Origin of the sequence: Acinetobacter sp. WCHAc010034, from assembly GCF_001696615.3 — a bacterium.
Lineage (GTDB): Bacteria > Pseudomonadota > Gammaproteobacteria > Pseudomonadales > Moraxellaceae > Acinetobacter.
Map to the genome: position 1 here is coordinate 920,014 of NZ_CP032279.1, position 13,318 is coordinate 933,331.

Annotated in this window: 9 protein-coding genes, 1 tRNA gene and 1 pseudogene; 3 read left to right on the forward strand and 8 right to left on the reverse strand. The window is 48.2% G+C overall.

What is annotated here, in order from left to right:
* Positions 1 to 40: 40 nt before the first annotated feature.
* Positions 41 to 1,432: a hypothetical protein gene (locus BEN74_RS06070; RefSeq protein ID WP_068910544.1), complete on the reverse strand. Its 1,392-nt coding sequence runs from the start codon at positions 1,430 to 1,432 to the stop codon at positions 41 to 43.
* 288 nt (positions 1,433 to 1,720) lie between these two features.
* On the opposite strand from BEN74_RS06070, the pseudogene BEN74_RS06075 reads away from it, so the two are divergent.
* Positions 1,721 to 2,010: pseudogene (locus BEN74_RS06075) on the forward strand (transcriptional regulator).
* Positions 2,011 to 2,252: 242 nt separating this feature from the next.
* Here the strand turns inward: BEN74_RS06075 and BEN74_RS06080 are convergent.
* From BEN74_RS06080 to BEN74_RS06110, 7 genes are all read right to left on the reverse strand, one after another.
* A tRNA-Ser gene (locus tag BEN74_RS06080) sits at positions 2,253 to 2,342 on the reverse strand.
* Positions 2,343 to 2,429: 87 nt separating this feature from the next.
* The gene (locus tag BEN74_RS06085) at positions 2,430 to 4,466 is read right to left on the reverse strand and encodes an NADPH-dependent 2,4-dienoyl-CoA reductase (protein ID WP_068910545.1); all 2,037 of its coding nucleotides are present in this window, start codon (positions 4,464 to 4,466) and stop codon (positions 2,430 to 2,432) included.
* A gap of 224 nt (positions 4,467 to 4,690) precedes the next feature.
* The gene (gene dld, locus BEN74_RS06090; RefSeq protein ID WP_068910546.1) at positions 4,691 to 6,388 is read right to left on the reverse strand and encodes a D-lactate dehydrogenase; all 1,698 of its coding nucleotides are present in this window, start codon (positions 6,386 to 6,388) and stop codon (positions 4,691 to 4,693) included.
* 371 nt (positions 6,389 to 6,759) lie between these two features.
* Positions 6,760 to 7,914 carry an FMN-dependent L-lactate dehydrogenase LldD gene (lldD, locus tag BEN74_RS06095; protein WP_068910547.1) on the reverse strand — a complete coding sequence of 385 codons (1,155 nt, stop codon included), beginning with the start codon at positions 7,912 to 7,914 and terminating at the stop codon, positions 6,760 to 6,762.
* A 2-nt stretch (positions 7,915 to 7,916) separates the two neighbouring features.
* A complete protein-coding gene (gene lldR, locus BEN74_RS06100) occupies positions 7,917 to 8,660 on the reverse strand; it encodes a transcriptional regulator LldR (protein ID WP_068910548.1) in 744 nt (247 codons plus the stop codon).
* 32 nt (positions 8,661 to 8,692) lie between these two features.
* On the reverse strand, positions 8,693 to 10,363 hold the full coding sequence (gene lldP, locus BEN74_RS06105) for an L-lactate permease (protein ID WP_171404883.1): 1,671 nt from the start codon (positions 10,361 to 10,363) through the stop codon (positions 8,693 to 8,695).
* Between the two features lie 461 nt (positions 10,364 to 10,824).
* Positions 10,825 to 11,175, reverse strand: coding sequence for a hypothetical protein (locus BEN74_RS06110; protein WP_068910550.1), 351 nt, complete (start codon positions 11,173 to 11,175; stop codon positions 10,825 to 10,827).
* Between the two features lie 467 nt (positions 11,176 to 11,642).
* On the opposite strand from BEN74_RS06110, the gene argG reads away from it, so the two are divergent.
* Together argG and BEN74_RS19335 are read left to right on the forward strand one after the other, a co-directional pair.
* Positions 11,643 to 12,986 carry an argininosuccinate synthase gene (gene argG, locus BEN74_RS06115; RefSeq protein ID WP_068910551.1) on the forward strand — a complete coding sequence of 448 codons (1,344 nt, stop codon included), beginning with the start codon at positions 11,643 to 11,645 and terminating at the stop codon, positions 12,984 to 12,986.
* Positions 12,987 to 13,131: 145 nt separating this feature from the next.
* Positions 13,132 to 13,269, forward strand: coding sequence for a hypothetical protein (locus BEN74_RS19335; protein WP_162898149.1), 138 nt, complete (start codon positions 13,132 to 13,134; stop codon positions 13,267 to 13,269).
* Positions 13,270 to 13,318: the final 49 nt, after the last annotated feature.

The following is a 13,318-nucleotide window of genomic DNA, read 5'->3' on the forward strand; positions in this document are numbered from 1 at the left end:
TAATGAACACCATGCTGTGTTCAATGAGATGATATGTATGTCAACTTTTATTCATTAAATGTAAAAAGTTCTCCTTTATTAGTTCTAACTCTTTATTTTCGACTTCCTGCTGCCTTTTTTCAAACAATTGATTTCTCTTAATTTTTTTATTTTTCTCCTTGATTTCTTTTTTTGCAGCAATCACATCTGCAGGTAACTCCCCTTTAAAAAATATATCACGCGGCCCTACAGACGTTTTCACGATCCCTCCATTTCCACCTTTTTTCTGAAATGTATTTAGTGAGTACATACTTGGGTATTTATAGCGATAATAGCTTTGACTATATGTAAGATAAAAAATCGTCCTTTTTTCCAATTCTAGCCTTAACTTATCCTGCTTTAAAGATATGCTGCACAGCGTCGCATTTAACTTTGATTTTCCGCTTGCAAGAAATGCAAAATGAAATGAACCATTTCTATTTTTAAAGCTATTTTTCCAAAAGCTGCCAAGAATCTCAGGCAACTGGTCTTCCATATGCTTATCAGTTTTTTTAAAAACAAAAATCATGCGAATATAAGTGTCTTTTATGTGGGAATACTCCCACTTCCCTAAAAACCCCTCCATTTGAGAAAAGAGTGAATGCTGCCTAATTCTATTTTTAAAACTCTTTAAGTATTTCTGTTTAGCATCCCCTGCATCTTCCAGCCTTGGTGGAAAACACAAATCCAACGCAATAAAGGTCAAAAATTTGTGTTGATCAAACAAGTTTGAAACATATTCACAAGCATTTTTATAACGAGCAGAGCAATTCGTATTTATTGTATTCAACTTCTTTGCATGCTCTTTAGATAAGATTTTTTGATAAAAAATTTCAGATGTACCAAAGATTTTTCGCTTTTCATATAAAGTCGGAGTATCCGTAAATAACGTATTCACTGTTCTCTTCTGTGAATTGGAAGTACGACTCGGCACAGCAGCTATCTCAGCCCATAATCGATTTTTATCATCCCAAATTCGATTAAAAAAATGAAGCGAATTATGCTCGATAGAGCTAAAACATTCTAAAAATAATTCTAAATCTAAACCAAATTGAATACATTGAGAGAAATAAGTATTTTTTAGATCATTACGAATAGGCCGGTGCTCAAAAATACGATTAAATGTAAAAAAAAGTTGTTCTACAATTCGATACTCTACTCTTCTAAATCCATCTTTTCTTATCACTTCTTCTTCAAAGGGCAAGTCATCACTAATCAACATATGAGTAATAAATTTTTCTACATTATTAATCATTTCAAGCTCATTTTCTTGCCTAAGTAATTTAACTTTGAGTAAGAGGTATCCTCGGTGAGTACTTTTTTGATTTCTTAATTCATCATAATTCAATAAGTTTTGCTGAAGTTCCTCAAGCAATACTGGTAATTTCTCAATTCTTCCTTTCAGCTTATTCATTTCCCACCACTATTCGATTAAAATTGCACATAAGTATAAAATTTCAATAAGTTAGATTAATATTGAAATTATATTTTGTATAAAAAAAATTATTTTTCATTGAAAATTAGCATTTTTACACTTTAATTTAACTAAATATTATTTAGCAATATTTATATATTAATATTTATTCAAGTTTTTACGATGAGTAATTTTTCGGAATTTTAGAATTTTGTTTACGATATCAATCTAATGGTTTAGTCCTTACAAGAATAATTAGCTAGCCACTCTCCAGAGAGCCAAGCCAGTATTCAAAAATTGGCTGACGAACTATTTTTAGAAACTCAGCTCCATTCCATTCGGAAAGACTTAAAGATTTCTCAAAGAGAACCAGCTGTAACGCCTGGGATCAAACAACCATCACTTTCAGCAATTAAAAAATTGTGGGAATGATCTTAGAGTTTCCCTATGAAAAGTATATTGATGCTATAAATAGAAAGCCCCATATTAATGTGGAACTTCCGACTGGAAAAAATATAGGATTCAATGTAGCACCAAGCACTATAAAATACAGAACTCAGCCCCCTAAAACTGCCTAATCAAACTGTCCAACTTTCATGGGTTAGATCACTTAATAACGCCTTTTTACTTTTAAGGATTCAACTTAACAAATTCAAATTGAGTTTAGATCACACTAAGATTTCAGTGAGGATTTTCTTATTCTTTCCTAAATCATCCTAATTAAGCTTATTATATCCAACTTTTTATGTGGGGTAGGTTGAGGGGTAAAACTATAGATAAAAAATAAGCCCTTGTAAAAACAAGGGCTTATTTAGATATTTGGCGGAAGCGGTGAGATTCGAACTCACGGAGGACTCGCGCCCTCGTCGGTTTTCAAGACCGGTGCATTAAACCGCTCTGCCACGCTTCCATGTGCGCCATCATACGGAGGTTTCCCTATGATGACAAGAGAAAATTGCAGTCAAGCTATTCAAATGAATATTGTTTCACCAACTGCTTATAAATTGGCTGCGATTTCAGCGCCTTCACGGATGGCGCGCTTCGCATCCAGCTCTGAGGCGAGCTTAGCGCCGCCGATAATATGATAATTCGCCAAGGTTTTTTCCTGCGCCGCCGGCATTAAATCCTTAACAGATTCCTGCCCGGCGCAGACTACAACCGTATCCACCCGCAGCAGCTGGTCATGGCCCGCCAGCTCAACCCAGATGCCCTCATCGGTCACCGCCTTGTACTGCACGCCGCGCAGCATGCGCACGCCATGCTTTTTCAGCTGCGCGCGGTGCACCCAGCCGGAGGTTTTGCCCAAGCCCGCGCCCAATGGCGTGGTTTTGCGCTGCAGCAGATAAATTTCACGCACCGGCGCATGCACTTCCGCCGGCTGCATGCCGCCTTCAGAAAGGTAATTCGGATTTGAATCAATCCCCCACTCGCGCTGCCAGTCCGTCAAAGGCTGCGGCTGCGGCTGATGCGGCGGTTTCAGCAAAAACTCAGAAACATCAAAGCCAATGCCGCCGGCGCCAATTACAGCGACCCGCTCACCTACCGGCGCGCCGCGCAGCACTTCGGCATAGGACAGCACTTGCGGCGCATCACTGCCCTCAATTTTCAAGGCGCGCGGCACAACGCCAGTCGCCACAATCACTTCTTCAAAGCCTTCGCGCTCCAGCTGTTCGCGGCTGGCCTTGGTATTCAGGCGCAGTTCAACGCCAGTTTTCTCAATCTGCACTTTAAAATAGCGGATAGTTTCATGAAATTCCTCTTTGCCCGGAATCACTTTCGCCAGGTTGAACTGGCCGCCTACTTCATTGCCGGCTTCAAACAGGGTCACCTGATGGCCGCGCCCGGCTGCTACCGTCGCCGCCGACATGCCCGCCACACCGCCGCCAATGACCGCAATGCGCTTAGGCTTCTTGGCTTTTACATAGACCAGCTCAGTTTCAAAAGCCGCGCGCGGGTTGACTAGGCAGGTCGCGCGCTGATTTTTAAAGGTATGGTCTAAGCAGGCCTGATTGCAGGCAATGCAGGTATTGATTTCATCGACGCGGTTGGTCGCGGTCTTATTCACCCAAAACGGGTCAGCCAGCAGCGGGCGCGCCATCTGCACCATATCCGCCTTGCCGGCAGCCAGAATTTCTTCCGCAGTTTCCGGCATATTGATGCGGTTAGAAGCAATGACCGGAATGGACACATGCTTTTTCACTTCCGCCGTGTAGTCGGCAAAAGCCGCCCGCGGCACCGAAGTCACAATGGTCGGAATGCGCGCTTCATGCCAGCCGATGCCGGTATTCAGCAGAGTTACGCCCGCCTGCTCCAAGGCCTGCGCAACGGTGATGACTTCATCCATGGTGTTGCCGTCATGCACCAAATCCAGCATCGACAGGCGGAAGCAGATGATGAACTTCTCGCCAGCTTCAGCGCGGATGGCTTTGACAATTTCCACCGCAAAGCGCATGCGGTTTTCAATTGATCCGCCCCAGCGGTCGGTGCGCTGGTTGACATGGCGGCTTAAAAACTGATTCAGCAGATAGCCTTCCGAACCCATAATTTCCACGCCGTCATATCCGGCTTTTTTCGCAAGGCTGGCGGTTTTGACATAGTCCTGAATGGTTTCCAGAATCTGCTTATCGCTGAGCTGGCGCGGCTTGAAAGGCGAAATCGGCGATTTGACCGGGCTGGCGGAGACCACAAAAGGCTGATAGCCGTAGCGTCCGGCATGCAGAATCTGCATTAAAATTTTCGCGCCATGCTTATGCACCGCATGGGTCACCAGGCGGTGCGGCGCAATATCGCCCAAAGTATTCATGGTGCCGCCGGCCGGAAGAAGCCAGCCTTGACGGTTGGGAGAGATGCCGCCGGTAATGATCAAGCCCACGCCGCCTTTGGCGCGCTCGCCGAAATAGGCTGCCAGCTTTGGATAGTTATAGAAACGGTCTTCCAGCCCCGTGTGCATTGAGCCCATCACCACGCGGTTTTTAATGGTCGTAAAGCCCAAATGCAGGGGTTTTAAAATATTTGCATAGCTAGTCGTTGTCATGATGCATCCTTTTCTATTTGGCTTTGCAACTTGTTGCATACTACTTTAGCGGGTTTTAAAAATTTTGGGATGACAATTTAGGAAATATTCTCGGTGTCTACGGTCAATTCTCTGCAGCCTGCCCTGCCAAGTCCATGACTTTTCCAGCCGAAATAAAAAAAGCCAGTCATTTGAGTGACTGGCTTAATCTGCAGAACTGCAGTGTAGCCTTTAAAGGCCCAAGCTTATTTCCAATGCTTCAGCTTGCTGGTCTGGCCGATGCCCACGTTGAAGCTGTTGGTCGGATCCAGTTTCTGATAATGCGTTCTTAACGCCGGCTTAGCGACATACAGGTGGCCGACGTTGTGCTCCGCCGGATATTCCGCACCGCGGTCATCCAGCAGGTGCCACATCTGATGCTCCATCGCCAAAGGGTCGACGCCTTTTTTCACAATATAGTCCTGATGGAACACATGGCAGAGGAAATGCCCGTAATACAGCTTATGCAGGATCAGGTCATCCATTGCCTTCGGCAGGGTTTCCACCCATTCGCGGTCATTGCGGCGCAGGGCGATATCCAGCGCCACAATATCTTCCACTTCACTGCGGTGCGTGTCCCGGTAGCGGATGGCCGCGCCGGCAACGGCAAAGCGGTGCAGGAAGGCTTTGCGCCCTTCTTCATCGCTGCAGTGGAAGTAGCTGCCTGAAGTTCTGGACTGGAAATAGCCTTTCAGGAATTCCTCAGCCAGCGCGGCATCCTGATTTTCAATGCGGATCACCAGATGATGCTCATACAGGTCGCGGAAGTCATTCATGCGCTGCGGCAAATGGTTCGGCAGGAATTTCGTCACCAGCTGCAGCATTTTATCTGACAGGCCTTTCATGCCGATTCTTTCCAGATAGCCGTCAACCTTGTCCTTCATGGCGAAAGCTGCCGGCACTTTAGCCGTGCCGAACTTTTCAATGAACATGAAGGTGTCTTTGCCGTACTCCGCGCCAATATCATAGGCTACGCGGTGAATGTATTCCCCTGCAATCGGCAGGCGCGGCAGATCTTTCAGCAGGAAACGGCGGATTTCGGTCAGGTCATCATGCGAATTGGTGCCGACATAGAACACCTGGCTTGGAATTTTCTCAAAAGTATCCAAACGCACCGCAAAAACGCAGACTTTGCCGGCAGAACCCGATGCTTCATATAGGCGCGACGGGTCGGCATTAAAGCGCGCAGGGGTATTTTCATCCACCTGCTTAACATCATGTGAATAGCGCTGGTCAGATGCGCAGCAGCCTGAATTATTTTCAATGTCTGCAGTCTGGTAGTTTTTATTTTCCAGCCTGCTCAGGATTTCTTCAGGGCTTGAACCCAGATTCACCCCAAGATGGTTGACCAGCTCCAGTTCGCCGGCATCATTGACCCGCGCATACAGCGCAAGCTCGGTATAGGCTGGGCCGCGGCGCACCAGCGCCCCGCCGGAGTTGTTGCAGACGCCGCCTAGAACCGATGCGCCGATGCAGGATGAGCCGATCACCGAATGCGGCTCGCGGTTGAACTGCGCCAGCTCTTTTTCCAGCCGGTCTAAAGTTGCGCCCGGCAGGCAAATTACCTGCTTGCCTTCATTAATCACCTGAATGCCGGCCAGGCGGCGCGTGCTGATCAGCACCACCGGGCGGTCATAGTCATCGCCGAATGGCGTTGAGCCGCCGGTCAGCCCGGTATTGGCAGCCTGCATAATCACGATGCAGTCCGCATCAACCGCAGCTTTCAGCACATGCCACTGCTCCACCAAAGACCCGGGAGCAACCACAGCCAGAACCTGTCCTGAGCCGTAGCGCCGGCCTTGGCGGTACAGGCGCGTGTCGTTGTCATCGGTTAAGACGTGCTGCTTGCCCACAATGCCGATGAGCTTCTGAATGGTTTGCTGTGGACTTAATTGAGCTGACATACTTCTAATCCTTTCCTAAAGTTATTCTTAGCCCTTTACCGCTTTTTAAATAAGCTCTTAGAAATATTTTAATCACTAAATAATGAACATTTGATGCGCGGAAACGCTGTCTGCCGCCGCTTGAGATTTGCGCGCCGCAAGATATGGCGCTCAAGGCTTTTGCTGAAATTCATTCTATTTTGCCATGAGCAGGTTCAGCGTCCGGCAAATGACTTTCTAAGCAAAGGCCGCTTTTCATTTTCCTGTTCAGAAATCAAAAAGCCTTGATGAATAAAATCTGCCTGCCCCGCCCCGAACCATAGGTAATGCAGGAATAAAGCAGAGAGAGAACAGCCCTGCTTTTTAAAAGCAAGGCTGTTCAAGATTCAGAATTACTCAGCCAGTTCTCTTTCCAGCTTAACCAGGCAGTCTTCAGTAATGTCTGCAATGGTTTTAGCGCCTGTCAGCGTCATCGCCACGCGCATTTCCTTGTCAATCAAATCCAGAAGATTTGAAACACCGGCGCCACCAGCTGCGCCCAGCGCATATACAAATGCGCGGCCCAGCATGCAGGTGTCTGCACCCATAGCCAGCATGCGCACTACATCCAAGCCATTGCGGATGCCTGAATCCGCTAAGATTTTAATGTCGCCTTTCACCGCGTCCGCAATCGGCGGCAAAGCGCGCGCAGAAGACAGAACGCCGTCCAGCTGGCGGCCGCCGTGATTCGACACCACAATGCCGTCAGCGCCGAAGCGCACCGCATCTTTAGCGTCTTCAGGGTCAAGAATGCCCTTAATCACAATTGGGCCGTCCCAGAACTCGCGGATCCATTCCAGGTCTTTCCACGAAATTGACGGATCAAAGTTGCTGCCCAGCCAGCCGATATAGTCTTCAAGGCCTGTCGGCTTGCCTAAGTATTTAGAGATGTTGCCCAGGTCATGCGGGCGGCCCATCAGGCCGATGTTCCATGCCCAGTGCGGGTGGAGGCATGACTGCATATAGCGGCGCATGGCAGCGTTCTGGCCGCTCATGCCTGAATGCGCATCGCGGTAGCGCGCGCCCGGCACCGGCATGTCTACAGTAAACACCAGCGTTGAACAGCCGGCAGCTTTAGCGCGCTCCAGAGCATTTTTCATAAAGCCGCGGTCACGCAGCACATACAACTGGAACCACATTGGGCGCTGAATCGCCGGCGCAACTTCTTCAATCGGGCAGACTGAAACCGTAGACAGGGTGAACGGAATGCCTTTTTTGTCGGCAGCTACAGCGGCCTGAACTTCACCGCGGCGCGCATACATGCCGGTTAAGCCGACAGGCGACAGCGCTACCGGCATCGCTAAAGTTTCGTCAAACAGTTTGGTTTCCAGACTCAGCTGCGACATGTCATTCAGCACGCGCTGCCTTAAAGCGACTTTGGATAAATCTTCAACATTGCGCTTTAATGTATATTCCGCATATGCGCCGCCATCAATATAGTGGAAAAGAAAGGGCGGCAAACGGCGTCTCGCGGCTTCACGATAATCATTCGCAGAAGAAATAATCATGGTTATATCCTGTTTAATCTACTGGCGCGCTGGCGACGGGCATCTTCCTCATCAATCGAGCGCACCTGTTGGACTACAAATTCAATGTGCCCGCAGACTGCATTTCGGGCAGCTTCCGGGTCACGGCGTTCAATTGCATGCATCACCTGAAAGTGCTGGTCATGCAATTGATCAAAACGGTGAGATTCGGTATAGACTTTGCGCCGTCCTAAAACGACGTTGTACTGCAGCAAGTCAAACAAGCCGCGCATCATCTGTATCAGCACTAAATTATGCGAGGCTTCAGCAATCGCCAAATGGAACTTGGCGTCTGCAATAGAGGCCTGATTGTCATCGCCAATCGACTGATAATGCGCAATCTGCTCATAGCATCTGCGGATATTTTCCATATCTTCCGGCGTCGCGCGCCGGGCAGCGTACCATGCCGTTCCGCCTTCCAGAATGCTGCGCGCTTCCTGCACATCAAAACGGTAAGCGGGGTCCTGGTCAATCAAGCCGCTTAAAGGCTCTACAATCTGATGATTGGACCAGTTGGACGGCAGCTGCTGCAGAAAAGTCCCCGACCCTGCCTTGCTGACCAGCATGCCTTTGCTGGCTAAATGCTGAATCGCTTCACGCAGGGAGGAGCGGGAAACTCCGAGCTGCTCGCATAATTTGCGTTCTGCAGGCAAACGGTCTCCGACTTGCATCTTGTTCTGTTCGATCAATATGCGCAGCTGCTGTACGGCTTGGTCGGAGACTTTCATCTGCTTTTCTCAACTCTTGGCTAAAATCAGTGCTATGGAATCATCCATGGGAACACGTAGGCTTGCAGGGTAACCATAATACCCATCATGATTGTGAACGTTATACTGTGTTTTACGGTAAAACGGAACAAATCAGATTCTTTGCCTACCAGGCCCACCGCCGCACAGGCGATTGCAATTGACTGAGGGGAAATCATTTTACCCGTCACGCCGCCGCTGGTATTGGCTGCCACCAGCAGCACTTCCGGCACGCCAATCTGCTGCGCAGTCGTTGCCTGCAAGGCGCCAAACAAGGCATTGGCAGAGGTGTCTGAACCGGTCAGGAATACCCCAATCCAGCCTAGGAACGGCGAGAAGAAGGTAAAGGCGTTGCCCGTATGCGCCAGCGCTAAAGCCAAGGTCGCAGACATGCCTGAATAATTAGCGATAAAGGCAAATGACAGCACCATGCCAATCGAGTAAATCGGCACTTTCAGTTCATTCAGTGTTTCGCCAAAAGCTTTTACCGCGTCTTTCGGCTTCATTTTCAGGAACAGAATGGTGATCACGGCTGCAATCATAATCGCTGTCCCTGTTGCAGAGATCCAGTCGAATTTATAAATTGCGTCGTAGTCTTTAATTTCCGGCACAACCGGCGGCATTTTCTGCACCAGCTGATGCAGGAACGGCACTTTAATTGAAATGACCAAGTCATGCAGCGCGCCGTCTTTCGTGAACAGGTCTTTAAACGGCTTGACGCTCCAGATTGTCACCATTACGGTTAAGATCGCAAATGGAGACCATGCTTTGGCAATTTGGCCAATGCTGTATTTCTGCTGCTTTTGCGCTTCAAGATTTTCATCAATCGAAGCATCCTGGTCGGCAAAGCGGAAAATGTGCTTCGGCTTCCAGTATTTCAGCAGGATAGTCAGCGACACTAAAGAAGCAATCGCAGCAGTGATGTCCGGAAGTTCCGGGCCGACAAAGTTCGAAGTCAGGTACTGCGCAATCGCAAATGAACCCGCGCCGACAATCACTGCAGGCCAAGTTTCCTTAACGCCGCGCCAGCCATCCATAATCGCCATGATCCAGAACAGCACGATTGGCACCATAAACGGCAGCTGACGGCCAACCATCTGGCTGATTTCCATGGTGTCTACGCCAGACACCTGCCCTGCAACAATAATTGGAATACCCATTGCGCCAAACGCGACCGGCGCGGTGTTCACAATCAAGCACAGGCCGGCTGCGTAAAGCGGCTTAAAGCCCAAGCCGACCAGCAGCGCTGCCGTAATTGCTACGGGCGCGCCAAAGCCTGCAGCGCCTTCAAGGAAGGTACCGAAAGCAAAGCCGACCAGCAGCATCTGCAGGCGCTGATCTTCAGTAATCGAAAGGATTGAAGAGCGGATAATGTCAAACTGGCCGGTTTTTACTGAAATTTTATACAGGAAAACCGCGCCGATGATGATCCAGGCAATTGGCCACAGGCCATAGAAAAAGCCGTAAACCATGGATGCAAAGGCCATCGCTGCCGGCATTTGATAGGCGAAAAGCGAAACCGTTAAAGCTAAAGCAACCGTAATTGTGCCCGCCACACTGCCCTTCAGGCGGAATACGGCTAAGGCCAAAAAGAAGAAAATAATTGGAATAAGGGCAATTGCGCTTGAAAGCCAAATATTCCCCATCGGGTCATAAATTTGCTGCCATTGCTGAAGCATTGTCATCTCCTTGAAATGCTTTCCAGAATAAGGAATGGTCCGGCCATACCGATCAAATCTTTATCAGATTGGTATGACCAATATGCATTTGAAATAAAAAAAACACTTTTTAATAATGAATATCCTACTTTTTGTCGATTTAAAGATCAATTATTAATTTATAATTCATAATTGGTCATACCAGTAATAATGTTTTAAATAACGGCAATTTGCATAAACAATAATGATTTGCATTTATCACAATCAAATTAATCATCTAATTTATAATGCTTTTTTATAAAAATTGAAAAAACAGCGTCGCCTTATTAGACTTTAGTCTAATACCCCTGTTTTTTAACGCATTTGACGCAATAAAAAGCGCGATGCTCCGCGCGCTATTGCCAATAACTGAGCAGCAACAGGCAGAGCAGCGCGCGCAGGGCTAAAAAGCAGACGGCGCGGAGCGGCCGCCTTTAAAGCATAGCCCTTTATTTTTCCCATTGCTTAGCGGTAGATTTCCATAAAACAATCGCGCCCAGAACTGTGCCGACCGGAAAGCTGAACAGCATCAATACCGCCATAATCCGCGACAGCAGCAGCCCCTGATTGGCGCCTTTTTTGACTTTCATGCAGGCCAAGGCGTTCAGCCCAATCATCGCCAAAACTGCAAGGCTCAGCAGGGCCAGCTCCAGCGGCTGCATGGCGCTTTGCTGATACTCCAAATACCAGACAATGGCCAACGCGCAGCTCAGCAGCCCAGCATAAATGCCGTGCACAAGGCTGGCGGTTTCATTTTTGTTTTGCTGCTGCGGATAAAGCGGCGGAACTGAATAAGCCATGAGAAACTGCCCCTGTATTGAAAATATAAAATTCTGATTAAAGTGCTGATTGATGCGGATAAAGCGCTGCGGCCCCGCCTCACTATAGGCAGCCTGCCTGCGCCAGATCAAGAAAATTCAGCATTTTCCGGCGCGGCCCGGCAATCCGCAGCCCTGCCGGAACTGCAGCAGCGCAAACAATAACGCCTCCCTCCATGCAGCCTCAGCCAGATCCTCCCATACGCATGCATAAAGCGCCTGACCGCGCCTTCCGCCTGAAGTATGCGCGCCTGCGCCCGGTTTCCGGCCGATTATTCAGCAAACAGCGCCAGATTCTTCGATAAAGATCAGATCATCAAACTGATTTTTTTATGGATTGTGATTTTTTTGAGAAAAAAAACACAAGTAAAAGTGCTACAATGCATAGTTTACAAATTCTCCTTGGCCGCCAATTCATGGTGCCTATTTGAAATAAGTTAGGATTAACAATGTCTGATAATGCAACTATCTTGCAGAATGTCCCAGTAGGCAAAAAAGTTGGTATTGCCTTCTCCGGTGGTCTAGATACTTCAGCTGCTTTGCTGTGGATGAAGCAAAAAGGCGCAGAACCTTATGCTTATACAGCAAACTTAGGTCAGCCTGATGAAGATGACTACGATGCGATTCCGAAAAAAGCGGAAGCGTATGGCGCTGTTAAAGCTCGCTTAGTTGACTGCCGCCTGCAGCTTGCGCTGGAAGGCATTGCAGCCATTCAATGCGGCGCATTCCATATCAGCACCGGCGGCGTTCCTTATTTCAATACCACGCCTCTAGGCCGCGCAGTAACCGGCACCATGCTGGTTACCGCCATGAAGGAAGATGATGTAAATATCTGGGGCGACGGCTCAACCTATAAAGGCAACGACATTGAGCGCTTCTACCGCTACGGCCTGCTGACCAACCCGGCGCTTAAAATCTACAAGCCTTGGCTGGACCAGACCTTTATTGATGAGCTGGGCGGCCGCGCAGAAATGTCGCAGTTCCTGATCGACAACGGCTTTGACTATAAAATGTCAAAAGAAAAAGCCTACTCGACTGACTCAAACATGCTGGGCGCAACGCACGAAGCCAAAGATCTTGAATACCTGAATGCCGGCATCAAAATTGTTGACCCGATCATGGGCGTTGCATTCTGGAAAGATGACGTAGAAGTTAAAGCTGAAGAAGTTTCTGTAACTTTTGAAGAAGGCTTCCCGGTTGCGCTGAACGGCCAGCGCATTGAAGATCCGGTTGAGCTTATTCTTGAAGCCAACCGCATCGGCGGCCGCCACGGCCTGGGCATGTCGGATCAAATTGAAAACCGCATCATCGAAGCGAAATCCCGCGGCATCTATGAAGCTCCGGGCATGGCGCTTCTGCATATCGCCTATGAACGCCTGGTAACCGGCATCCATAACGAAGATACCATCGAACAGTACCGCATCAACGGCCTGCGTTTAGGCCGCCTGCTGTACCAAGGCCGCTGGTTCGACTCTCAAGCGCTGATGCTGCGTGAAACTGCGCAGCGCTGGGTAGCGAAAGCCGTGACCGGCACTGTGACGCTGGAACTGCGTCGCGGCAACGACTACACCATTATGAACACCGAATCTCCAAACCTCACCTATGAAGCTGAGCGCTTGACCATGGAGAAAGGTGATTCAATGTTCTCGCCAATGGACCGCATCGGCCAGCTGACCATGCGCAACCTCGACATCACCGATACCCGCGCCAAGCTTGGCATCTACACCAGCACTGGCCTGCTTTCAATCGGTTCAGGTTCTGCAGTTCCTCAGTTAAAAGACAAAAACAAATAAGTTTGCTTTCAGTCTAAAAAACCGCTCGAATGAGTAATGCCAGTCAGTTAAGAAATTGACTGGCTTTTTCTTTTTAAATTCTAGAATTTATTTGATACGCGGAAGAGTCATCCGCAACCTATCTGGTCTTTGAAATGGACTGTTTTTGCAACAAAATTATTTAAGTGCAGAAAGTGAACAGGTTTCGCGGATGACAAATGCTTTTGGTTCTTTTGGCGAAACAAAAGAACAAAACGAGCTCCAAAAACTCGATTTAAAAACGGTAAGACTCCGCCGTGAATAGCCTCAAAAATTAAGAAGTTTATGGTGAAACTCCTTAACTGATCAGCATT